The organism is Streptomyces sp. NPDC044044 (assembly GCF_056434405.1).
The window spans coordinates 459,588-481,718 of sequence record NZ_JBWKFG010000010.1; the positions used below are offsets into that span (position 1 = coordinate 459,588).

The 22,131-nt window shown below is 69.0% G+C and carries 20 protein-coding genes and 1 riboswitch; of the genes, 7 read left to right on the forward strand and 13 right to left on the reverse strand.

What is annotated here, in order from left to right:
* The first annotated feature begins 19 nt into the window (after nucleotides 1-19).
* Nucleotides 20-1,228, forward strand: a complete 1,209-nt coding sequence (locus AC07AG_RS35710; RefSeq protein WP_478760548.1) for a glycerate kinase family protein — start codon at nucleotides 20-22, stop codon at nucleotides 1,226-1,228.
* Here the strand turns inward: AC07AG_RS35710 and AC07AG_RS35715 are convergent.
* From AC07AG_RS35715 to ctaE, 6 genes are all read right to left on the reverse strand, one after another.
* Complete coding sequence (locus AC07AG_RS35715) at nucleotides 1,180-2,589, reverse strand: aminotransferase class V-fold PLP-dependent enzyme (protein WP_478760549.1); 1,410 nt, start codon at nucleotides 2,587-2,589, stop codon at nucleotides 1,180-1,182. The genes AC07AG_RS35710 and AC07AG_RS35715 overlap by 49 nt on opposite strands.
* Before the next feature lie 164 nt (nucleotides 2,590-2,753).
* Nucleotides 2,754-2,870, reverse strand: a riboswitch (SAM riboswitch).
* A 74-nt stretch (nucleotides 2,871-2,944) separates the two neighbouring features.
* Nucleotides 2,945-4,009, reverse strand: coding sequence for an anthranilate phosphoribosyltransferase (gene trpD, locus AC07AG_RS35720; protein WP_478760550.1), 1,065 nt, complete (start codon nucleotides 4,007-4,009; stop codon nucleotides 2,945-2,947).
* Nucleotides 4,010-4,176: 167 nt separating this feature from the next.
* On the reverse strand, nucleotides 4,177-5,808 hold the full coding sequence (gene qcrB / locus AC07AG_RS35725) for a cytochrome bc1 complex cytochrome b subunit (protein WP_478760551.1): 1,632 nt from the start codon (nucleotides 5,806-5,808) through the stop codon (nucleotides 4,177-4,179).
* Nucleotides 5,805-6,860 carry a cytochrome bc1 complex Rieske iron-sulfur subunit gene (gene qcrA, locus AC07AG_RS35730; RefSeq protein ID WP_249590368.1) on the reverse strand — a complete coding sequence of 352 codons (1,056 nt, stop codon included), beginning with the start codon at nucleotides 6,858-6,860 and terminating at the stop codon, nucleotides 5,805-5,807. The genes qcrB and qcrA overlap by 4 nt, the downstream gene beginning before the upstream one ends.
* Complete coding sequence (gene qcrC / locus AC07AG_RS35735; protein ID WP_361045610.1) at nucleotides 6,857-7,666, reverse strand: cytochrome bc1 complex diheme cytochrome c subunit; 810 nt, start codon at nucleotides 7,664-7,666, stop codon at nucleotides 6,857-6,859. The genes qcrA and qcrC overlap by 4 nt, the downstream gene beginning before the upstream one ends.
* An 81-nt stretch (nucleotides 7,667-7,747) precedes the next feature.
* The gene (ctaE, locus tag AC07AG_RS35740; protein ID WP_249590366.1) at nucleotides 7,748-8,368 is read right to left on the reverse strand and encodes an aa3-type cytochrome oxidase subunit III; all 621 of its coding nucleotides are present in this window, start codon (nucleotides 8,366-8,368) and stop codon (nucleotides 7,748-7,750) included.
* Nucleotides 8,369-8,547: 179 nt separating this feature from the next.
* Between ctaE and AC07AG_RS35745 the strand changes: the two genes are divergently transcribed.
* Nucleotides 8,548-8,949 carry a hypothetical protein gene (locus AC07AG_RS35745; RefSeq protein WP_478760552.1) on the forward strand — a complete coding sequence of 134 codons (402 nt, stop codon included), beginning with the start codon at nucleotides 8,548-8,550 and terminating at the stop codon, nucleotides 8,947-8,949.
* 69 nt (nucleotides 8,950-9,018) lie between these two features.
* Here AC07AG_RS35745 and AC07AG_RS35750 read toward each other — a convergent pair whose 3' ends face one another.
* From AC07AG_RS35750 to ctaC, 4 genes are all read right to left on the reverse strand, one after another.
* Complete coding sequence (locus AC07AG_RS35750) at nucleotides 9,019-10,266, reverse strand: L,D-transpeptidase (RefSeq protein ID WP_478760554.1); 1,248 nt, start codon at nucleotides 10,264-10,266, stop codon at nucleotides 9,019-9,021.
* Nucleotides 10,267-10,400: 134 nt separating this feature from the next.
* Nucleotides 10,401-10,799 (reverse strand): cytochrome c oxidase subunit 4, encoded by a 399-nt coding sequence (locus AC07AG_RS35755; protein WP_249590363.1) that lies wholly within the window; start codon nucleotides 10,797-10,799, stop codon nucleotides 10,401-10,403.
* Complete coding sequence (gene ctaD / locus AC07AG_RS35760) at nucleotides 10,796-12,532, reverse strand: aa3-type cytochrome oxidase subunit I (RefSeq protein WP_361045615.1); 1,737 nt, start codon at nucleotides 12,530-12,532, stop codon at nucleotides 10,796-10,798. Before ctaD ends, AC07AG_RS35755 begins: the two co-directional genes overlap by 4 nt.
* Nucleotides 12,529-13,491, reverse strand: coding sequence for an aa3-type cytochrome oxidase subunit II (ctaC, locus tag AC07AG_RS35765; RefSeq protein ID WP_478760556.1), 963 nt, complete (start codon nucleotides 13,489-13,491; stop codon nucleotides 12,529-12,531). Before ctaC ends, ctaD begins: the two co-directional genes overlap by 4 nt.
* Nucleotides 13,492-13,836: 345 nt before the next feature.
* Between ctaC and AC07AG_RS35770 the strand changes: the two genes are divergently transcribed.
* Nucleotides 13,837-15,216, forward strand: a complete 1,380-nt coding sequence (locus AC07AG_RS35770; protein WP_478760558.1) for an aminotransferase class V-fold PLP-dependent enzyme — start codon at nucleotides 13,837-13,839, stop codon at nucleotides 15,214-15,216.
* Here the strand turns inward: AC07AG_RS35770 and AC07AG_RS35775 are convergent, their stop codons facing one another.
* Nucleotides 15,217-16,191, reverse strand: coding sequence for a carbohydrate kinase family protein (locus AC07AG_RS35775; protein WP_478760559.1), 975 nt, complete (start codon nucleotides 16,189-16,191; stop codon nucleotides 15,217-15,219). It abuts the gene before it with no gap.
* A 135-nt stretch (nucleotides 16,192-16,326) separates the two neighbouring features.
* Between AC07AG_RS35775 and AC07AG_RS35780 the strand changes: the two genes are divergently transcribed.
* Together AC07AG_RS35780 and AC07AG_RS35785 are read left to right on the forward strand one after the other, a co-directional pair.
* Nucleotides 16,327-16,554 carry a hypothetical protein gene (locus AC07AG_RS35780; protein ID WP_478760660.1) on the forward strand — a complete coding sequence of 76 codons (228 nt, stop codon included), beginning with the start codon at nucleotides 16,327-16,329 and terminating at the stop codon, nucleotides 16,552-16,554.
* Between the two features lie 195 nt (nucleotides 16,555-16,749).
* Nucleotides 16,750-18,276 (forward strand): hypothetical protein, encoded by a 1,527-nt coding sequence (locus AC07AG_RS35785; RefSeq protein WP_478760561.1) that lies wholly within the window; start codon nucleotides 16,750-16,752, stop codon nucleotides 18,274-18,276.
* Nucleotides 18,277-18,355: 79 nt separating this feature from the next.
* Here the strand turns inward: AC07AG_RS35785 and AC07AG_RS35790 are convergent, their stop codons facing one another.
* The gene (locus AC07AG_RS35790) at nucleotides 18,356-18,712 is read right to left on the reverse strand and encodes a HesB/IscA family protein (protein WP_249590357.1); all 357 of its coding nucleotides are present in this window, start codon (nucleotides 18,710-18,712) and stop codon (nucleotides 18,356-18,358) included.
* Between the two features lie 308 nt (nucleotides 18,713-19,020).
* Between AC07AG_RS35790 and nadA the strand changes: the two genes are divergently transcribed.
* Entirely contained in the window at nucleotides 19,021-20,208 is a 1,188-nt protein-coding gene (nadA, locus tag AC07AG_RS35795; protein WP_478760562.1) for a quinolinate synthase NadA, read from the forward strand.
* A 74-nt stretch (nucleotides 20,209-20,282) separates the two neighbouring features.
* Here the strand turns inward: nadA and AC07AG_RS35800 are convergent, their stop codons facing one another.
* Complete coding sequence (locus tag AC07AG_RS35800) at nucleotides 20,283-20,774, reverse strand: MarR family winged helix-turn-helix transcriptional regulator (protein ID WP_478760564.1); 492 nt, start codon at nucleotides 20,772-20,774, stop codon at nucleotides 20,283-20,285.
* Between the two features lie 79 nt (nucleotides 20,775-20,853).
* Between AC07AG_RS35800 and AC07AG_RS35805 the strand changes: the two genes are divergently transcribed.
* A complete protein-coding gene (locus tag AC07AG_RS35805; RefSeq protein ID WP_478760565.1) occupies nucleotides 20,854-22,074 on the forward strand; it encodes a multidrug effflux MFS transporter in 1,221 nt (406 codons plus the stop codon).
* Nucleotides 22,075-22,131: the final 57 nt, after the last annotated feature.

Here is a 22,131-nt window from a genome sequence, read left to right on the forward strand (position 1 = left end):
ATCCACTCTGGAGACCGCCATGCTGACCCGTTTCGCCATCGCCCCCAGCGGCTTCAAGGAGTCCCTGTCCGCGCCGTCCGCGGCCGAGGCCATCGCCGAGGGAGTACGCCGTGTCGTCCCGCACGCCGAGACGGACCTGATTCCCCTGGTGGACGGCGGCGAGGGCACCGCGCGCGCCCTGGCCACCACCGGCGGCGGCCGCCTGGTCGCGCTGCCCGCCACCGGTCCCGTCGGCCAGCGGATCGGCACGCACTTCGCGCTGCTCCCCTCCGGCACCGCCGTCGTGGAGATGGCCGCGGTCGCCGGGCTCTCGCTGGTCCCGCGCGATCTGCGCGACCCGGGCGCCACGACGACGTACGGCGTCGGCGAGCTGATCGGCGCCGCACTCGACGCGGGCGCCCGCCGCATCCTGGTGGGCTGCGGCGACTCCGGCACGTCGGACGGGGGCGCGGGTGCTCTGCAGGCGCTCGGCGCCCGGCTCCTGGACGCGGACGGCTGGGAACTGCCGCGCGGGGGACGGGAGTTGAGCCGCCTGAGCCGCATCGACCCCTCGGGGCTCGACCCCCGCCTCAAGGACACCGAGATCCGCGTCGCCTGCAACCCCTTCAACGTCCTGACCGGCGAGCGCGGCGTGGCCCGCGTCTTCGGCCCCCAGAAGGGCGCGACCCCCACGCAGGTCGAACAGCTCGCGGCGGCCCTCGAACACTGGGCGCACATCCTGACCCGCGACCTGCACGTCACGACGGACCTCTCCCAAGGCCCCGGAACGGGTGCGTCCGGCGGCCTGGGCGCAGGCCTCGCGGCACTGGGCGCCCAGCTCCTGCCCCGCTTCGACGTCCTGCTCGACCACCTGGACCTGGACGCACGCCTGGCCCGCGCCGACCTCGTCGTCACCGCAGAGGGTGCCCTGGACCACCAGACGCCACGCGGCAAGATCCCCGCCGAAGTGGCCCGGCGCGCCAAGCGGTTCGGCCGCCCGGTCCTCGTCCTCGCGGGCACGATCGGCCAGGGCGCGCACCACGTACGGGCCGAGGGCGTGGACGCCTACAGCGCGATCCTGCCCGCGCCGGTCTCGCTCACCGAGGCGCTCGGCCGGGGCGGCGAGTTCCTCACCGACGCGACCGAGCGGGCCCTGCGGATGATCCTGCTGGGGTCACGCCTGAAGGGACGGCCCAGGGCTCAGGCTGCCGTGGTGTCCGGCACGCAACGCCCGTCCTCCGTGCGGTAGTTCCAGCGCGCACCGTCCGCCACGAGCTCCTTGACGGCGCGCACGAAACGGTCCACGTGCTCGTCCGGGGTGCCCGCGCCGAAGCTCACGCGGATCGCGTTCAGCGACTTCTCGCCGGGCGCGGCCTCGGGGGCGCCGCACTCGCCCTGGGTCTGCGGGTCGCTGCCGAGCAGGGTGCGCACCAGCGGGTGGGCGCAGAAGAGACCGTCGCGTACGCCGATGCCGTACTCGGCGGAGAGCGCGGCGGCGAAGTGCGAGCTGTTCCAGCCCTCGACGACGAAGGAGATGACGCCGACGCGCGGCGCGTCGTCGCCGAAGAGCGAGAGCACCTTCACGGCGGGCACGTCGGCGAGGCCCTCGCGCACCTTCGCGATGAGGTGGCGCTCACGGGCGACGAGCTCGTCGAAGCCCGCCTCGGTCAGGGCCTTGCAGGCGGAGGCGATCGAGTACACGCCGATGACGTTCGGCGATCCGGCCTCGTGCCGCGCGGCGGTGTCGTGCCACTCGACGTCGACGCCGCCGTCGCTGCGCCGCGCGACCTTCCGCGAGGCGCCGCCGCCCGCGAGGTACGGCTCGGCCGCCTGCAGCCAGTCGGAACGGCCCGCGAGGACGCCCGAGCCGAAGGGCGCGTACAGCTTGTGACCGGAGAAGGCGACCCAGTCGACGTCCAACTCCTCGATGGAGACCGGGTGGTGGGGCGCGAGCTGCGCGGCGTCCAGGACGATGCGGGCGCCGTGCGCGTGGGCGGCGGCGGCCAGCTCCTTGACCGGCCACAGCTCACCGGTGACGTTCGAGGCGCCGGTCACGCAGACCAGGGCGGGCCCGTAGGGGTCGCGGTCGGCGAGGGCGCGCTCCAGGGTGGCGACGGCCTGGTCGGCGGTGCGCGGCGCGTTCAGGTACGTCACGCGGGCGTCGCGCCACGGCAGGAGCGAGGCGTGGTGCTCGGTCTCGAAGACGAAGACCTGGCAGTCGGCCGGGAGGGCCGCGGCGAGGAGGCCCAGCGAGTCGGTGGTCGAGCGCGTGAAGACGACCTGGTCGTCCTCGCGGCAGCCGAGGAACTCGGCGACGGTGACGCGGCTGTTCTCGAAGAGGTCGGTGGAGAGCTGCGAGAGGTACCCGGCACCGCGGTGCACGCTGCCGTAGTACGGCGCGTACGCGGCCACGTCGTCCCACACCCGCTGCAGCGCGGGGGCGCTCGCCGCGTAGTCGAGCGCCGCGTAGGTCACCTCGCCGCCGGTGACGAGCGGCACGGTGACGTCACGGCCGAGCACCGGCAGCGGCGCGGCACAGCAGGGGTCGGCGGAGGCGGCGGAGGCGGCAGCGGCATCGGTGGTGGTGGTGGCGACAGAGCGTGCGGACATGGCGAACTCCCGTGGGAAGGCAGGCGAGTTCACTGCGAGGGCGCCGTCACGGCGCTGCAGTGATGAAGAGAAAAGGGGGTGCGGAAAAGGGGCCGGAAAGCCCTATCGCATTCGCTTGCTCACGAGACTGCTCCCTTGAGGACCAGGACCCCAGGGTTCGCAGGGGTCCGCGCTTGCCATGGACCTTGCTGTCCACGGCCTGGTCTTCACCCGGGGCACCCCGCCACGGACGGAGGGTTGCCGGACAGCGAGCCGGGGCCTAATCGCTGTCACTCATGACCTGCGCAGCATCTTGCCACACGATCTTCCCGGTGCCCACCGCAGTCCGGGATCCGGACTGCGGTGTGCGCCACATTCACCTGTTGCTGGCCGACACCCAGCGCTCCAGGGCCTTCTTCGCGGCCCCGGAGTCGATCGAATCGGCCGCCTGCGCGATGCCCCCGCGGATCTGCTCCACGAGGCTCCCCTCGCCCGGCGAGAGGGCCACCAGGGCCGCCGCCGAGTTGAGCAGCACGGCGTCCCGCACGGGCCCGGTCTCGCCGTCCAGGAGGCGCAGCGCCACCTCGGCGTTGTACGACGCGTCGGCGCCCCGCAGCGCCTCCACGGGGACGAGGTCGATGCCGACGTCGCGCGGGTCGAAGGACTCCTCGCGCACGGCGCCGTCCCGCACCACCCAGACCCGGGAGGTCGACGTGGTCGTCAGCTCGTCGAGGCCGTCGTCACCGCGGAAGACGAGGGAGGAGTGCCCGCGCTCGGCGAAGACGCCTGCCACGATCGGCGCCATCCGCGCGTCGGCGACGCCGACGGCCTGGGAGCGCACCCGGGCCGGGTTGGTGAGCGGACCCAGGAGGTTGAACACGGTCCTGATCCCCAGCTGGCTGCGCGCACCGCCCGCGTACCGCAGCGCCGGGTGGAACTTCACCGCGAAGCAGAAGGTGATCCCCGCCTCCTCCGCGACCTCGACGACCCGCCGCGGGGTGAGCTCGAGGTTCACGCCGAGCTTCTCGAGCACGTCGGAGGCGCCGCTGGCCGACGACGCGGCGCGATTGCCGTGCTTGACGACCTTCGCGCCCGCGCCTGCGATGACGATCGCGGACATCGTGGAGATGTTGACGGTCTTGGCACCGTCACCGCCCGTGCCGACGATGTCGACGGTCCGCCCCGGCACCTCGATCACATTGGCGTGCTCGTACATGGTGCGCACGAGACCGGAGATCTCCTCCACGGTCTCGCCCTTGGCCCGCAGCGCCACGACGAAGCCGGCGATCTGCGCGTCGGTGGCCTCGCCCCGCATGATGCGGTCCATCGCCCAGGCCGTGTCGTCGGCGCTCTGGTCGTTCCCGTCGAGCAGGCCGTTCAGCACACCCGGCCAGGAACGGGCCGCCGCGGTATTGCCTCCTGCGGGGGTCACAGCGCTCATAGCCGCTCCTGGGTTCGTCAGCGTAGGAAGAAAGCATCCCGGCACATGGGGACGGGACCACCTTATCCAGCCCGGGGGACGGCAAAGAGCCCCGTCCATGCACTGGATGCAGGGACGGGGCTCTCGCCGTGGCGACCTTGGGTCAGAACGTCGGAGCGTTCGGAGGATCAGTGGTGGCCGTGGCCGCTCGTGATCTCCTTGTACTCCTCGGTGGTGGGCTTGGGGATCTGGTTGTCATCCCCGTAGTAGCCCTTGCTGAGCTTGGCCCGGAGCTTCTGCGAACCGGTCACCTTGCGCTCGACGCCGTTCTCGTCGACCGAGGGGCCGATCTCGACCGGCGCGTACTGCTCGTGCGCGGTGAGCGTGTGCAGCTGCTCCTGGTTGAGCGGCTCGTGGACCTCGATGAACTCACCGTGCGGCAGGCGCTTGATGATGCCCGACTCGCGGCCGTGCAGGACCTTCTCCTTGTCGCGCCGCTGCAGACCCAGGCAGATCCGCTTGGTGGCGATGAAGGCGAGGACCGGTGCCACGAAGAAGGCGATGCGCACGAACCAGGTGATCGAGTTGATCGACAGGTGGAAGTGCGTGGCCCAGAGGTCGTTTCCACCGCCGACGAGGAGCACGAAGTACCAGGTGATCCACGCGACGCCGAAGGCCGTACGGGTCGGGACGTTGCGCGGGCGGTCCAGGATGTGGTGCTCGCGCTTGTCGCCGGTGACCCAGGACTCGATGAACGGATAGACCGCGATCGCGACCAGGACCAGCGGGAAGATGACCAGCGGGATGAACACGCCAAGGACGAGCGTGTGACCCCAGGCGTTGATCTCCCAGCCCGGCATGACACGGATCAGACCCTCGGAGAAGCCCATGTACCAGTCGGGCTGGGCTCCGGTGGAGACCTGGTCGGGACGGTAGGGACCGAGCGCCCAGATCGGGTTGATCGTGGCGATCGCCGAGATGGCCGCGATCACGCCGAAGACCAGGAAGAAGAACCCTCCGGCCTTCGCCATGTAGACCGGCAGCAGCGGCATGCCGACGACGTTCTTGTTCGTCTTCCCGGGGCCCGCGAACTGCGTGTGCTTGTGGTAGAAGACCAGGATCAGGTGCGCCACCACGAGGCCGAGCATGATGCCCGGCAGCAGCAGGATGTGCACCGAGTAGAACCGGGCCACGAAGTCGCCGCCGGGGAACTCCCCGCCGAACAGGAACATCGACAGGTACGTGCCCACGATCGGCACGGACAGGACGGCGCCCTGCATGAAGCGCACACCGGTACCGGAGAGCAGGTCGTCAGGGAGCGAGTAGCCGGTGAAGCCGGTGAACATGCCCAGGACGAACAGCAGGAACCCGAAGACCCAGTTGACCTCGCGGGGCTTGCGGAAGGCACCCGTGAAGAAGACGCGCATCATGTGCACGAACATCGCCGCGAGGAAGATCAGCGCCGCCCAGTGGTGGATCTGCCGGATCAGCAGACCACCGCGCACATCGAAGCTGATGTGCATGGTCGAGTTGAACGCCTCGGACATCAGCTGGCCCTGCAGCGGGATGTAGCTGCCGTGGTACTCCACCTCGTTCATCGACGGGTGGAAGAACAGGGTCAGGTACACACCCGTGAGGATGATGATGATGAAGCTGTAGAGGCAGATCTCACCGAGCATGAAGGACCAGTGGTCCGGGAAGATCTTGCGCATGTTGGCCTTGGCCAGGGAGTAGATCCCCAGGCGGCCGTCTGCCCAGTCGGCGACCCGCTCACCGGCGGGCGCCTCCTTCTTGCGCGTATCAGTCGTCGTAGTGCTCATCCGCGCTCCCAGAATGCAGGACCGACGGGCTCAGCGAAGTCGCCGAGCGCCTCGAGGTAGCCCTCTTCGTTCACGGCGATGCGCAGCTGCGGCAGCGCGTGACCGGCCGGGCCGAAGATCACTCGGGCACCGTCGGAGAGGTCGAAGGTGGACTGGTGGCACGGGCAGAGGACGTGGTGCGTCTGCTGCTCGTACAGGGAGATCGGGCAACCGACGTGGGTGCAGATCTTCGAGTACGCGACGACACCGTCGTGCGACCACTCGAGTTCCTGCTTGTCCTTGATGTTGTCCGGCTGGATCCGGACGATCATCAGGGCCGCCTTGGCGATCTCCTTCTGGAAGTCGTGATCGTGCTCCTCCAGGCCCTCGGGCTTGGCGAAGGTCAGCGAGCCGACCTGGATGTCCGACGGACGCAGCGGCTCGTTCGTGTTCATGTTCACGAGCAACTTGCCCTTGGACCACAGCGTGTGCCGCAGCTTGTCCTCGGGCAGCGGACCGAGGTCACGCAGCAGGACGACGCCGGAGAGCGGCACCATGGCCAGCGCGCCGAACATCGTGTTGCGGATCAGCTTGCGCCGGCCGAACTGCGACTCCGCGGCACCGGCCTTGAAGTCGGCCATGACCTTGGCCTTGACCTCGGGCTCGGCCTCGATGGGGTGCCGCTCGTCGGCGACCTCCACGTCGGACATCAGGGTGCGGGCCCAGTGGACCGCGCCCGCGCCGATGCAGAAGAGCGCGAGACCCAGGGTCATGCCCAGGGAGAAGTTCAGCGCGCTGATGTGACCGATCGGGAAGATGTAGACGCGCTTGTCGACCGGGAACGACACGAACGAGGCGATGAAGCCGATCGTGGCGAGCATCGAGAGCGTGAACAGGAAGGCGACCGCACGCTCGGAACGCCTGGCGGCCCGCTCGTCGATGTCCTGGACACGATGCTCATGGGGCGGAAGCCCCGGGTCGGCGAACGGGTTCTCGTCCGCGACCGCCACCGAGCCGTGCTCGGTCTCCTGCACGCTGGGCAGGTTCTCTTCTGATTTCTCTTGGCTACTCATGACTTCTTGGCCTTTGCGGTCCGAGCGGCGACCCACACGGCGACCGCGATCAGCGAGCCGAGACCGAAGATCCAGCCGAACAGGCCTTCACTGACCGGACCCAGGCCGCCCAGCTTCAGACCGCCAGGGCTCTCGGTCTGCTCGCCGTTGACCGCGTCGAGGTACGCGATGATGTCCTTTTTGTTCTTCTCCGGCATGATCGTGTCGGGGAAGGACGGCATGTTCTGCGGGCCGGTCTGCATGGCCTCGTAGATGTGCTTCGGGGAGACATCCTCCAACGAAGGAGCGAACTTGCCCTTCGTCAACGCGCCGCCCTCACCGGTGAAGTTGTGGCACTGCGCGCAGTTGGTGCGGAACAGCTCGCCACCCTTGGCGATGTCCGCCCCGTCCGGGCTGTACTGCTTCTCGGTGGGGATGGTCGGGCCCGCGCCCAGCGAGGCGATGTACGCCGCGAGCTGGTCGATCTGGGCCTGGTTGTAGATGGCCTTCTTCTTCGGCGCCTGGGCGCCCGGCTGCTGCAGCGGCATACGGCCGGTGCTGACCTGGAAGTCGACGGCGGCTGCGCCGACGCCCACCAGGCTAGGACCGTCGGAGGACCCCTGACCGCCGGTTCCGTGGCAGCTGGAGCAGCCCACGGAGTACAGCTTCTTGCCCTCGTCGATGGCGAGGGACTGGGCGGTGTCGTCGGCCTGCGCCTTGTCCGCGGGTGCGAACGCGGCGTACAGCCCCCCGGTGGCCGCCAGCGCGAGGAGTAGGACGACGACCGCCGCCAACGGGTGGCGTCGTCGTGCGGAGAGCTTTTTCACGGATTACCCCGGTGTCAGGATCTTCAGCGTCGATGCTTCTGGAATGAGTCGGACGTCGGGCCCATCGGGGCCCGGACCCGTTTACTTGATCATGTAGATCGTGGCAAAGAGACCGATCCAGACAACATCGACGAAGTGCCAGTAGTAGGACACGACGATGGCTGCGGTCGCCTGCTCATGGGTGAACTTCCTGGCCGCATACGTCCTGCCGAGGACCAGCAGGAAGGCGATCAGACCGCCTGTCACATGCATGCCGTGGAAGCCGGTGGTCAGGTAGAAGACCGAGCCGTACGGGTCGGACGAGAGCGAGAGGCCCTCGTGCTTGACCAGCTCGGTGTACTCGTACACCTGACCGCCGATAAAGACCGCACCCATGATGAAGGTGACGATGAACCACATCCGGAGCTTCTTCACGTCACCACGCTCGGCGGCGAAGACGCCGAGCTGACAGGTGAGGGAGGAGAGCACCAGGATCGTGGTGTTCGTCGCCGAGAACGGGAAGTTCAGCGCGGACGCCATTTCCTTCCAGTGCTCAGGTCCTGTCACCGATCGCAGGGTGAAGTACATCGCGAAGAGGGCCGCGAAGAACATCAGCTCGGAACTCAGCCAAATGATGGTTCCGACGCTGGTGAGGTTCGGCCGATTGACCGGCGGGTGCGCGTGCCCGGTATCTACTGTCGTTGCTGTCGCCACGACCGACATTATGTCGGTCGCTTATCCCGCCCTCACCCCGGGGGGTGCCGTTCGGAGTGTCTGCGGGGTGTGTCCTGCCCGTATGGCCCATCGAAGGGCTGTCCGAACCGCTGTTGACGGGGTGTCCGGAGGAGTAGCATCCGCGCATCGGCCCCTGGCCGAGAGCCCCTCAACGAAGCGGAGGAACAATGCAGCCGACCGCCACGGTGCTGGTCTACAGCGACAACGCGAGCACCCGCGAGCAGGTCCGGTTGGCCACCGGACGCAGGCCGGCGGCGGACGTTCCCGCGGTCGAGTTCATCGAGTGCGCGACGCTCCCCGCCGTGCTGAAGGAGCTCGATCGGGGCGGCATCGACGTCTGCGTCCTGGACGGCGAGGCCACACCCGTCGGCGGCATGGGCGTCTGCCGTCAGCTCAAGGACGAGATCTTCCACTGCCCGCCCGTGCTCCTGCTCATGGGGCGCCCGCAGGACGCCTGGCTGGCCACCTGGAGCCGCGCGGAGGCCGCCGTGACCCTTCCGGTCGACCCGGTCGAGTTCGCGGACTCCCTGGCCGCTCTGCTGCGCGAGAGGCTGGCCGTCCAGGCCTGACGGAACGGCAGAAGGCCCCGCGCCGCGGCACGGGGCCTTCTGTGCTGTTCTGTGCTCTCTGCGGAGCTGCTAGACCTGTGGCCGCAGCCGGGCCGTGTCGAGGGCCGTGGGGCCTTCCTTGGCGCCGCTCAGCAGGGCGCTGCCGTCCCGCCAGTCCTTCCAGTCGACGTTCCAGTCGCCGAAGCCGTTGCCGAACGGATCCATGTCCGCGCCATAGCTGTTGACGACCTTCACGATGTCGCCCTGCCGGACGGTCTCGTAGAACCAGGCGGCGTCGCCGGTGCTCATGCCGGTGCAGCCGTGGCTGGTGTTCGCGTAGCCCTGCGAGCCGACCGACCAGGGCGCGGCGTGCACGTACTCGCCGGAGTCGGTGACCCGCGTCGCGTAGTAGACCATCTTGTCGTAGAAGTCCGATGCGCCGATGCTGGCACTGGTCATACGTACGGAGTACTCCTTGCCCAGCACCACCTTGACGCCGTTGCGCGTGGAGTAGCCGGGCTTGCCCGTCGTCACCGGCATGGAGTTGATCTCCTCGCCGTTGCGGTAGACCGTCATGTAGTGCGAACCCGCGTCCGTCACGGCCTCGATGCGGTCGCCGATGGTCAGCTTCAGCGGCTTGGCGTCGCCGCCCCAGAGCCTGTCGCGGACCTTGATGCCCTCTAGGTTGCTCCGTACGTTGATGGTCGCGCCCGTGGGCCAGTACTCCTTGGGGCGGTAGTGCAGCGTCTTGCTGTCCACCCAGTGCCAGGTGCCGTTCGTGGCGGGCTGTGTCTCGACCTTCAGCGCGCGCTCCACGATGGCCCGCGCCTTCTTGTCCTTCACCTTGGCGCTGAGCTTGGCCGTGACGGGCTGGCCGACGCCGTACTTGCCCGAATCGGGGCCGAAGGTGACGTCGAGGCGCTTCTTCTTGGCCGGGACGCCTGTGTCGAAGTTCATGACCTTGCGGCCCGGCGAACCTTCCTCGTCCTCGGTGCTCACCCGCACGGTGTAGTGCGCGCCCGCCGCGAGGGGCGCCGTGCTGTGCCAGCGGGCGCCGTCGGCGGCGAGTTCGCCGGCCACGTACCGCCCATGCGCATCAGTGGCCGTCACATCGGTGATGCGCCCGTCCTCGCCCTGGGCGGTGACCTCCAGGGGCTTGTCCGGATCCGCCTTCTGGCTGCCCGCCGGGCTGTTGAAGGCGATCTGGCCCGCCGCGTCGTACGGCTTAGCCGAGAGCGGATGGCTGTCGGAGCTGCCACAGGCCGTGGTTCCCACCCCGAGGGCGGCCACCAGCATGGTGCAGCTCAGTACCGTGCGGATTCGCGGTGAGTGGCTCATGAACACACGGTATGAAGGTTCATCGGCTCCGGCGCGCCGAGTGACCCGTACGAGGGTCGGACGCGACACGCCGAGGGGCCCGGACGCTCCTGACGGAGTGTCCGGGCCCCTCGGTGAAGCGGGAGATCACAGACTCACTGAGTCTGGTTCTCGCCCCGGTAGTACTCGAAGACCCAGCCGAAGAGGCCGATCATCAGGATCGGGAACGAGAAGTACAGCAGCCACCAGCCGAAGACGACGCCCATGAAGGCGAGCGCGCCACCGATGGCCAGCGAGAGCGGCTGCCAGCTGTGCGGGCTGAAGAAGCCCACCTCGCCGGCCTCGTCCGCTACGTCGGCCTCCTTGTTGTCCTGTGCGGCCGCGTCGACACGCCGGGCCGTGAAGGCCAGGTAGTAGCCGATCATGATGCACAGGCCGAAGGCCAGGAACAGCGCGGTCGTACCGGCCGGCTCCTTGGACCACCAGCCGTAGACGATCGCCATGGCGAGCACGAAGACGCTCAGCCAGATGAACATCTTGCCTTGGACCTTCACTTGCCGGCCTCCTTGCCGCCCGCGAGCGCCTTGTCACCGTGGCCGCTGTTCTCGAGCTGGTCGAGAGCCGCGATCTCAGGGTGATGCAGGTCGAACGCCGGGGATTCGGAACGGATCCGCGGCAGGGTGAGGAAGTTGTGCCGCGGCGGCGGGCAGGACGTCGCCCACTCGAGCGAGCGGCCGTAGCCCCACGGGTCGTCGACCTCGATCTTCTTGCCGTACTTGGCCGTCTTCCAGATGTTGTAGAAGAACGGCAGGATCGACAGGCCCAGCAGGAACGAGGCGATCGTCGAGATCGTGTTCAGAGCGGTGAAGCCGTCGGCCGCGAGGTAGTCCGCGTAACGACGCGGCATGCCCTCGGCACCCAGCCAGTGCTGCACCAGGAACGTGCCGTGGAAGCCGATGAACAGCGTCCAGAAGGTGATCTTGCCGAGCCGCTCGTCCAGCATCTTGCCGGTGAACTTCGGCCACCAGAAGTGGAATCCGGAGAACATCGCGAAGACCACGGTGCCGAAGACGACGTAGTGGAAGTGCGCGACCACGAAGTACGAGTCCGAGACGTGGAAGTCCATCGGCGGCGAGGCCAGGATGACGCCGGTCAGACCACCGAAGGTGAAGGTGATCAGGAAGCCGACGGCCCAGAGCATCGGTGTCTCGAAACTCAGTGAGCCCTTCCACATCGTTCCGATCCAGTTGAAGAACTTCACGCCTGTTGGCACGGCGATCAAGAACGTCATGAAGGAGAAGAACGGTAGGAGCACGCCACCGGTGACGTACATGTGGTGCGCCCACACGGTCACGGAGAGACCCGCGATGGCGATCGTCGCGCCGATCAGGCCCATGTAGCCGAACATCGGCTTGCGGGAGAAGACCGGGATGACTTCGGAAATGATTCCGAAGAATGGTAGCGCGATGATGTACACCTCTGGATGGCCGAAGAACCAGAAGAGGTGTTGCCATAGCAGCGCGCCGCCATTGGACGCGTCGAAGATATGGGCACCGAACTTACGGTCCGCCTCCAGGGCGAACAGCGCGGCGGCCAGAACCGGGAAGGCCAGCAGGACCAGAACCGCGGTCAGCAGGACGTTCCACACGAAGATCGGCATCCGGAACATCGTCATGCCAGGAGCGCGCATGCAGATGATCGTGGTGATGAAGTTGACCGAGCCGAGGATCGTGCCGAAGCCGGAGAAGGCCAGACCCATGATCCACATGTCGGCGCCGATGCCCGGCGAGCGGACGGCGTCCGACAGCGGGGAGTAGGCGAACCAGCCGAAGTCGGCCGCACCCTGCGGGGTGAGGAAGCCGGCCACCGCGATGAGCGAGCCGAAGAGGTACAGCCAGTACGCGAACATGTTCAGCCGCGGGAACGCCACGTCGGGCGCGCCGATCTGCAGCGGCATGATCCAGTTCGCGAATCCGGCGAACAGCGGCGTCGCGAACATCAGCAGCATGATCGTGCCGTGCATCGTGAACGCCTGGTTGAACTGCTCGTTCGACATGAGCTGCGAACCGGGGCGGGCGAGTTCGGCGCGCATGAAGAGCGCCATCACTCCGCCGATGCAGAAGAACGCGAACGACGTGACGAGGTAGAGCGTGCCGATCGTCTTGTGGTCGGTGGTGGTCAACCACTTGATCACGACATTGCCCGGCTGCTTGCGCCGTACCGGCAGCTCGTTCTCGTACGAGTCTTCTGCTGCCGCGGCACCCTGAGGTTCGTTGAGGATGCTCACAGGTTGTTCGTCTCCCGGTTCTTCTCGTGGCTCGTCTGCTCGATGCCGGCCGGGATGTATCCGGTCTGGTTCTTCTTCGCGAGGTCCTCGAGGTGCTTCTGGTAGCGCTCGGGGGAAACGACCTTCACGTTGAAGAGCATCCGGGAGTGGTCGACACCGCAGAGCTCGGCGCACTTGCCCATGAAGGTGCCCTCCTTGTTGGGAGTCACCTCGAAGGCGTTGGTGTGGCCCGGGATGACGTCCTGCTTCATGAGGAACGGCACCACCCAGAAGGAGTGGATGACGTCACGCGAAGTCAGCACGAACCGGACCTTCTCGCCCTTGGGGAGCCAGAGGGTCGGACCGGGGTTGCCGTTCTGCGGGTTCCGCTGGCCGGGCGTACCGACGTCGTAGACACCGCCGGCGTTGGACGGGAACGCATCGCGGAACTTGTCCGGGATGGCCTCCAGCTCCTTGGACGACTTCGCGTCGCCCTTGTTGGAACCCGGCACGTCCTCGATGTAGTTGAAGCCCCAGCTCCACTGGTAGCCGACCACGTTGACCGTGTGGGCGGGCTTGTCCTCGAGAGCGAGGAGCTTCGTCTCATCACGTGCCGTGAAGTAGAAGAGCACCGAGACGATGATGAGAGGGACCACCGTGTAAAGCGCCTCGATGGGCATGTTGTAACGCGTCTGCGGAGGTACCTCCACCTTGGTGCGGCTGCGCCGGTGGAAGATGACACTCCACAGGATCAGACCCCAGACCAGCACGCCCGTGGCGAGCGCTGCCGCCCACGAGCCCTGCCAGAGGGAGAGGATCCGTGGAGCCTCTTCCGTTACGGGGGTGGGCATACCAAGGCGGGGAAAGTCCTTGTATGTGCAACCGGTCGCGGTTGCAAGGATCAGGCCCGCAGTCAGCACCTGCGGCAGCTTCCGCCGCATCGGGCGCCGCGACGAGCGGTCGGAGCCGTTGGGACTCACGTAGCGCCTTCCCGAGAGTCTCGGCCCGCGCTTCGGCTGCGGCCTTCTCGGTGGTCGGTCGCCGCCCTGCGGCGGGCAGGGGTTTGGATGTTTATGCGGGCCAAACCTTACTGGACGCTATTTGGGGTCGCGCGGGGAGGGTGCCTAACGCGCCGCGGGTCACCCGGGAGGGTGGGATGCCCCTCCCGGCGGGGGCTTTCTGACGGGGGGTCGGGCGCCCAGCAGCTCGGCGGGGACTGTTTGCGTGCGGTTGCGGATTCGGCGTGGCTTGTCGCGCAGTTCCCCGCGACCCTTTGGGGCGCTCCCCCGGGGCCTGTCCCCGAGCTCACGCTTTAGCGTTGCCCCGTGTCCTACTTCGATGTCGCATCCTCCGCTCCCCTGCATCCCGTGGCCCGGCAGGCCCTGCAGGCCTCGCTCGACGAGGGGTGGGCCGATCCCGCGCGGCTCTATCGCGAGGGACGGCGGGCCAGGCTGCTGCTCGACGCCGCCCGGGAGGCGGCCGCCGACGCGGTGGGCTGCCGCCCCGACGAGCTCTCCTTCACCTCTTCCGGCACCCGGTCCGTGCACTCCGGGATCGCCGGGGCGCTCGCGGGGCGTCGGCGTGTCGGACGGCATCTGGTGGTGTCGGCGGTCGAACACTCGTCGGTGCTCCATGCGGCGGCGGCCCTCGAAGCCGACGGGGGGACGGTGACGGAGATCCCGGTGGACCGGTCCGGAGCGGTGTCCCCGGCCTCGTACGCCGCCGCCCTGCGCTCCGACACGGCGCTCGCCTGCCTCCAGTCCGCCAACCACGAGGTGGGCACGGATCAGCCGGTGGCCGATGTCGCTTCGGCGTGTCGCGCCGCCGGGGTGCCGCTCCTGGTGGACGCGGCGCAGTCGCTGCCGTGGGGCCGGGTGGGCGGGGAGTGGTCGCTGCTCGCCGCGAGCGCCCACAAGTGGGGCGGGCCCGCGGGCGTGGGGCTGCTCGTCGTGCGCAAGGGGGTGCGGTTCTCGCCGCAAGGCCCGGCCGACGAGCGGGAGTCGGGGCGCGCCCCGGGCTTCGAGAACATCCCGGCGGTGGTCGCCGCCGCGGCCTCGCTGCGCGCCGTGCAGGCCGAGGCCGCCGAGGAGGACGCACGGCTGCGGGAGTTGACGGAGCGGATCCGGGCGCGGGTGCCGGGCCTCGTGCCGGATGTGGAGGTGGTGGGCGACCCGGTGCGGCGCCTGCCCCACCTGGTGACCTTCTCGTGTCTCTATGTCGACGGAGAGACCGTGCTGCACGAGCTGGACCGGGCCGGGTTCTCGGTCTCCTCCGGCTCCTCCTGCACCAGCTCGACGCTGACCCCCAGCCACGTCCTGAAGGCGATGGGCGTACTGAGTGAGGGCAACGTCCGGGTGTCACTCCCACGGGGGACCCAGGAAGCGGAGGTCGAGCTGTTTCTGGACGTTCTGCCGGGCGTGGTGGCCGGGGTGCGTGAGCAGCTGGGCGCTCCGGTGGCGCCTGCGGCGGGCGCGAAATCCGCTTCCCTCGTCGTCGACGCGCTCGGCAAGCGCTGCCCGATCCCCGTCATCGAGCTCGCGAAGGTCATCGGGGACGTGCCGGTGGGCGGCACCGTCACGGTCCTCTCGGACGACGAGGCGGCGCGGCTCGACATCCCGGCGTGGTGCGAGATGCGGGGCCAGGAGTACGTGGGCGAGGAGCCGGCGGACCACGGCCGTGCCCATGTGGTCCGCCGGAGCTCCTGACTAGACCAGGTGGGCCCGGACCTCGGACGCGGCCTCGTGGCCGTACGCCTTGGTGAAGCGGTCCATGAAGTTGCTGCGCTGGAGCTCGTACTCCTGCGTGCCGACGGTCTCGATGACCAGGGTGGCGAGCATGCAGCCGACCTGCGCCGCGCGCTCGTGGGAGACGCCCCAGGCGAGACCCGACAGGAATCCGGCGCGGAAGGCGTCGCCGACGCCGGTCGGCTCGACCTTCGCCTCCTCCTCGGGGACGCCGACCTCGATCGGGTCCTGGCCCGCGGACTCGATGCGCACGCCGCGCGAGCCGAGGGTCGTCACGCGGTGGCCGACCTTGGAGAGGATCTCGGCGTCGGTCCAGCCGGTCTTGGACTCGATGAGCCCCTTCTCGTACTCGTTCGAGAAGAGGTACGTGGAGCCGTCGAGGAGCGTGCGGATCTCGTCGCCGTCCATGCGCGCGATCTGCTGGGAGAAGTCCGCGGCGAAGGGAATCCCGCGCGTGCGGCACTCCTCGGTGTGGCGCATCATCGCCTCGGGGTCGTCCGCGCCGATGAGGACCAGGTCGAGACCGCCCACGCGGTCGGCCACGGTCTTCAGTTCGATCAGGCGGGCCTCGCTCATGGCACCCGTGTAGAACGAGCCGATCTGGTTGTGGTCGGCGTCCGTGGTGCACACGAAGCGGGCCGTGTGCAGCGTCTCGGAGATGCGGACCGATGCCGTGTCCACGCCATGCCGGTCGAGCCAGGCGCGGTACTCGCCGAAGTCCGAGCCCGCGGCTCCGACCAGGATCGGGTCGGAGCCGAGCTGACCCATGCCGAAGCAGATGTTCGCGGCGACGCCTCCCCTTCGTACGTCTAGGGCGTCGACCAGGAATGAGAGAGAAACCGTGTGCAGCTGATCCGCGACCAGTTGGTCGGCGAAGCGGCCGGGGAAGGTCATCAGGTGGTCGGTGGCGATGGAGCCGGTGACTGCGATACGCACGACGGCATGCTCCTGTGGAGGAGAGGCAAGGGATTGACAGTTCACGCTATCGGGTCAGGGCACCCTCGCTGAAGAGGCCAAACTACCCGTTAGTAGGTCTTTTTTCGCGAGGTGTGCGATGCGTACGGTGCGGATATGGCCGTTATCTCGAAACATGTCGTCACCGCACGTCCCGTCGAGCTGTCCGCCGAGCCCGCGGAGAACATGGAGACCCTGCGCGGCGACTGCGCCCGCATGGCCCCGCACTGGGTGGCCCCCGCGGCCGCCTCGCCCGCCCCGGTGTCGCCCGCGCTGATCCACGGGGTCAGCGTCCCGCCCGCGTCCGCCCGGCTGATCGACGGCATGTCCGAGTACGGCGACTGAGCAGCCGCGACCGCGGAGCCGCGGCCGAGACGAGGGCCGGTCCGCGCACCGGCCCAGGGGTATCGGCGCGCGCCGAGGGAACCGCGCGCTCCCCCGCTGCGTCCCACCGCTGTCCCCCGTAAAGGGGACGCGGCATACGAACGAGGCCCACCCACGGGCCTCCAGGGACAGCAGTGCAGTCGAAGGAGCGATGCGGTGAGCACCGAGCGATCCGGTAACGACGCGGCCGAGCAGCATCGGCGGCGATCCCGTCTCGCCGTCGCGTCGGTGGCGGCCACGGTGCTGCTCGTCGGTGGCGGCGGGGCCTACTTCGCCGCGACCGCGTCAGGCGGCAGCGACGGCAGCGGCAACGGCAGTGCCCCCGTCGGCGACGGCGGCACTCCCCCGCCGCTCGCCCTCGACGGACACACGGACGGCGACCGGCAGGAAGGCGGCACCGAGGGCGGCACCGAGGGCATCGCCCCCGGAGAGCCCGACCCGAACGGCGCCACCTACCGCGCCGAGGGCAAGCTGCCCGGCGGCCCCGAGTCGGCGCCCGTCTACCACTCGCGGGGCACCGTCAGCCAGGACCAGGTCATCGACCTCGCCAAGGCGCTCGGCGTCACGGGCAAGCCCACCTCGCAGGACGGCGCCTGGAAGATCGGCCCCACCAAGGACGGCTCCGGGCCCTCGCTGCAGGTGGGCAAGGAGGCCCCGGGCACCTGGACGTTCTCGCGGTACGCCACCGGCGGAAGCGACAACTGCCAGAAGGGCAAGGCCTGTTCGGAGACGTCCACCGCGCCGAACGGCGGGGGTGACGCGGTGGGCGAGAGCGCGGCGAAGAAGGCGGCGGCGCCGGTCCTGAAGGCCGTGGGCCAGGACGACGCGAAGCTGGACGCCCGTCAACTCATGGGCGGCGTACGGGTGGTGAACGCCGACCCGAAGGTGGGCGGACTCCCCACGTACGGCTGGTCGACCGGCATCCAGGTCGGCTCGGACGGCCAAGTGGTCGGCGGCAGTGGCCAGTTGAAGGCGCCGGAGAAGGGTGCCACGTACCCGGTGATCAGCGCCGGCGAGACCCTGGAGCAGCTCAACAAGTCGGGCGGCGGCGACGGCCGCGTCGGCATCGGCGGCTGCGCGTCGGCGGTGCCCAACACCGGGGGTGACACGGCGGACAGCTCGGAGGGCTCGGGCGGCCCGGCGGGCGACGACCGGACGAAGGCGCCCTGCGAGGAGCCCTCCTCCGCGCCTCCTAAGCCGCAGCCGATCACGGTCGAGGACGCCACGTTCGGGCTCGCGGTGCACTTCGTGGACGGGCGCCAGACGCTCGTGCCCGCCTGGCTGTTCGACGTGAAGCCGCAGGGCGCGAAGGACTCCTTCACGGTGACGCATCCGGCGGTGGAACCGAAGTTCCTCACCTCGCCGAGCACGCCGTCCCCCACCCCGACGCCCACCGAGAAGCCGGGCGCGGGCCAGAAGGAACCGACTCCGGACGTCAAGTCCTACAGCGCGGACGGGAAGTCCCTGACGGTGCACTTCTGGGGCGGTGCCTGCAGTGACTACTCGGCGTCGGCCGACGAGAGCAAGGACAGCGTGCGCGTGAAGGTGACCGAGACCCACAAGAAGGGCAAGGTCTGCATCATGATCGCCAAGGAGTTCACGGAGACCGTGACCCTGGACAAGCCGCTGGGCGACCGCAAGGTCGTGGACGCGGAGGGCGGCGCGACGGTGCCGCGCACGTAGCGCACCGCGCGGAGAACACCAGGAACACACGGAGGCGGCCCCCGAAGAATTTCGGGGGCCGCCTCCGTGTGAGGACTCTTTAGCTGAACGAGTCGCCGCAGGCGCAGGAGCCCGTGGCGTTCGGGTTGTCGATCGTGAAGCCCTGCTTCTCGATGGTGTCGACGAAGTCGATGGAGGCGCCGCCCAGGTACGGAGCGCTCATCCGGTCGGTGACGACCTTCACGCCGTCGAAGTCCTTGACGACGTCGCCGTCCAGGGAGCGCTCGTCGAAGAACAGCTGGTAGCGAAGGCCCGAGCAGCCGCCGGGCTGAACGGCGACGCGCAGCGCCAGGTCGTCCCGGCCCTCCTGCTCAAGAAGGCCCTTGACCTTGCCCGCGGCGGCGTCGGACAGGAGGATGCCGTCGCTCACGGTGGTGGTCTCGTCCGATACGGACATCTGCTTCTCTCCCGGGTTGTACGGAGACTGCTTGCCGACGGTTGCAACCGTCGGGGCCGCGGATTCATTCCGGGCCGAGTGCTGTGTCTCTCGGCTGTCGGTCCCTTCATGCTCGCACATGCCGCCTCGTGGGGCATCGGCCCGTCGAAGGCGAACGCGTCACATCGACACTATGGCCATCGTCAAACTGACGTGAAGCGGTTATGATAGATAACGTCAATTAGACGAAAAGCCCCCGGTGCAAGCACCGGCTCCACTGGAGCGGCTGTCGCCGCGCTCATTAATTTCGAAGAAAGGGTGCGTGTCTCGTGACCACCGCCCAGTCCCCCGTGGACCTCGACGTCCAGCCGACGCCGCTCGCCCTGCTGCTGCTCGGCCGCGAGGCCGACCCCAAGAGCGAGCGCGGCGTGGAGTGCCCAGGCGACCTGCCGTCGCCCTCCGACCCCGACCTGGTCGAGCGCGCCCGCGCCGCCAAGGAGAAGCTCGGCGACAAGGTCTTCGTGCTCGGCCACCACTACCAGCGCGACGAGGTCATCCAGTTCGCGGATGTCACCGGCGACTCCTTCAAGCTGGCCAAGGACGCGGCCGCCAAGCCGGAGGCCGAGTACATCGTCTTCTGCGGCGTGCACTTCATGGCCGAGTCCGCGGACATCCTGACCACCGACGACCAGAAGGTCGTCCTGCCCGACCTGGCCGCCGGCTGCTCGATGGCCGACATGGCCACGGCCGAGCAGGTCGCGGAGTGCTGGGACGTGCTGACCGAGGCCGGGATAGCCGAGCAGGTCGTGCCCGTCTCGTACATGAACTCCTCGGCCGACATCAAGGCCTTCACCGGCAAGCACGGCGGGACGATCTGCACCTCGTCCAACGCCAAGCGCGCCCTGGAGTGGGCCTTCGACCAGGGCGAGAAGATCCTCTTCCTGCCCGACCAGCACCTCGGCCGGAACACCGCGGTCCGGGACATGGGCCTCACCCTTGAGGACTGCGTCCTCTACAACCCGCACAAGCCGAACGGCGGCCTTACCGTCGAGCAGCTGCGGAACGCCAAGATGATCCTGTGGCGCGGGCACTGCTCGGTGCACGGGCGCTTCTCGCTGGAGTCCGTCGAGGACGTGCGCGCGCGGATCCCCGGCGTCAACGTCCTGGTGCACCCCGAGTGCAAGCACGAGGTCGTGGCCGCGGCGGACTACGTGGGCTCCACGGAGCACATCATCCAGACCCTGGAGGCGGCCCCCGCCGGTTCCAAGTGGGCGATCGGGACCGAGCTGAATCTCGTACGCCGCCTGGCGAACCGTTTCGCCGCCGATGACAAGGAGATCGTCTTCCTCGACAAGACCGTCTGCTTCTGCTCGACCATGAACCGGATCGACCTGCCGCACCTGGTCTGGGCGCTCGAGTCGCTCGCCGAGGGCAAGCTGGTCAACCAGATCGAGGTCGACCGCGAGACCGAGCAGTTCGCGAAGCTGGCGCTGGAGCGGATGCTCGCGCTGCCGTAGGACCGCTTGTTCTTCTGCGGCAAGGGGCACTCGCCTTCTTCCGGGTAAGGGGCACCCGCCATTGCGGGTGCCCCTTACCGCGTTCTACGCTCCCTGAGCGCGCCCCCCAGCGCCTCCAGCGCCGGCACGGACGCGACCAGCGCCGCCGTCTGCTCCTCGGAGAGCGTGGCGAGCGCGTCGGCGAAGATCTCCGCCCAGGCGTTCTCGATCAGGGCCATGCCCTGCTCCGCCTTGAGGGTCGGCTTCAGGCGCACCACCCGGCCGTCGTTCGGGTCCTTCTCGCGCTCCAGGTGTCCCGCGTTGACCAGACCGCGGACCGTGGCGCTCACATTGCTGGCGTGCAGGCCGAGTTCACGGGCCAGGACGCTCACCGTCACGCCCGGTTCCGCGTGGACGTAGCGCATCAACTCCAGCTCCGACGGCGGAAGCCGCCACAGCCCCGCCTCCTCCATGCCCTGGAAGCGCAGGACGCGCGAGAGCGCGTACAGCACGGGGGTCAGCTCCCTGGCGTGCTGGAAGAGCCTGCGGTCGGCCTCGTCGTTCTGCGCGTTCCTCTGCTCGGTCACGCTCCCATGCTAGCGTTCCAGATACTTATATAAGTATCTCCATCTCCATCGTGCCTCGACTCCGGGAGGTTCCTCCGCCATGCCCTTGCTCACCGCCGCGCTCGCGCTGCTCTCGTTCATAGGTCCGCTCTCGACCGACATGTACCTCCCGGCCTTTCCGCGGATGGCCGACGAACTGCACACCGATGCCTCCGGGGTGCAGCTCACGCTGACGGCGTTCCTGGTCGGCATGACGCTCGGGCACCTCGTCTTCGGGCCGCTCTCCGACCGGCACGGCAGGCGGGTGCCGCTGCTCGCGGGCGCGGCCGTGTGCACCGCGGGGACCGCGCTGTGCGCCGTGGCGCCCTCGCTGGGGTGGCTGGTCGCGCTGCGGTTCGTGACCGGGTTCAGCGGGGCGGCGGGCGTCGTGATCAGCCGGGCCGTGGTCGCGGACCGGGTCCAGGGGGCCGCGGCGGCACGGCTGTTCGGGGTGCTCATGACGCTGGCCGGGATCGCGCCGATCATCGCCCCGCTGGCCGGCGGCGCGGTGATCGGGGCCGCGGGGTGGCGTGGCGTGTTCTGGGTGCTCGCCGGGGTGTCGTTGCTCGTGACGCTGACGGTCGTGGTCGGCGTACCGGAGAGTCTGCCCAAGGAGCGGCGGCAGGCGGGCGGGATGCGGCAGGTGGCGGCTTCGGTCCGTGAGGTCATCGGCGATCGGGCGTACGTGGGCTACACGCTCGTCTTCACCTTCGGTTTCGGGATGCTGTTCTGCTACATCGCCGGGTCGCCGTTCCTGCTGCAGAACGTGCTGGGGATGGGGGTGGGGGCCTCGTCCTTCGCCTTCTCCGGCGGGGCCGTGGTGGCGACGCTCTCCAGCGCGGTGGGGGCCCGCCTCGTGGGGCGGGTCGCTCCCGAAGCACTGCTGCGGGGCGGGCTGTTGGCGATGCTCTCCGGGTCGGCCGTGCTGCTGGCCGTCACGACGGCGGGGCTGCTCACGACCGTGCTCTGCCTGGTGCTCCTGGCCGTGGTGTGCGGTGGGCTCGGCCTGGTGGTGGCGAACTCGGCGGCGCTGGCTCTGGCGCGGGTGCCTTACGCCTCCGGGGTGGGGTCCGCCTTGCTCGGTACCGCCCAGAGCGCGCTCGGCGCGGTCGTCGCGCCGCTGGTGGGGCTGGGTGGGGATTCCACCGCGGTGCCGCTGTTCGTCGGGATGACGCTGTGCAGTGGGGCTGCCGTGCTGGCACGTGCGGTGGGCGTACGCGGACGGGGTGCCCCTCTGGATGAGGGGCACCCCGTCGTCAGTGATGCTGGGCGCCTTGGCTAGCCGTTGCCCGGCAGCTTCGGCGTTGTGCCCGCCCGTTCCGCCATGCGGAACGGGTGC

Coding starts and splice junctions, on each gene's coding strand:
- AC07AG_RS35790 (WP_249590357.1), bottom strand. CDS start 18,712: ATGTCCGTATCGGACGAGACCACCACCGTGAGCGACGGCATCCTCCTG.
- AC07AG_RS35745 (WP_478760552.1), top strand. CDS start 8,548: ATGCAGCCGACCGCCACGGTGCTGGTCTACAGCGACAACGCGAGCACC.
- trpD (WP_478760550.1), bottom strand. CDS start 4,009: ATGAGCGCTGTGACCCCCGCAGGAGGCAATACCGCGGCGGCCCGTTCC.
- AC07AG_RS35715 (WP_478760549.1), bottom strand. CDS start 2,589: ATGTCCGCACGCTCTGTCGCCACCACCACCACCGATGCCGCTGCCGCC.
- AC07AG_RS35780 (WP_478760660.1), top strand. CDS start 16,327: ATGGCCGTTATCTCGAAACATGTCGTCACCGCACGTCCCGTCGAGCTG.
- qcrB (WP_478760551.1), bottom strand. CDS start 5,808: ATGAGCACTACGACGACTGATACGCGCAAGAAGGAGGCGCCCGCCGGT.
- qcrA (WP_249590368.1), bottom strand. CDS start 6,860: ATGAGTAGCCAAGAGAAATCAGAAGAGAACCTGCCCAGCGTGCAGGAG.
- ctaE (WP_249590366.1), bottom strand. CDS start 8,368: ATGTCGGTCGTGGCGACAGCAACGACAGTAGATACCGGGCACGCGCAC.
- AC07AG_RS35750 (WP_478760554.1), bottom strand. CDS start 10,266: ATGAGCCACTCACCGCGAATCCGCACGGTACTGAGCTGCACCATGCTG.
- AC07AG_RS35805 (WP_478760565.1), top strand. CDS start 20,854: ATGCCCTTGCTCACCGCCGCGCTCGCGCTGCTCTCGTTCATAGGTCCG.
- AC07AG_RS35710 (WP_478760548.1), top strand. CDS start 20: ATGCTGACCCGTTTCGCCATCGCCCCCAGCGGCTTCAAGGAGTCCCTG.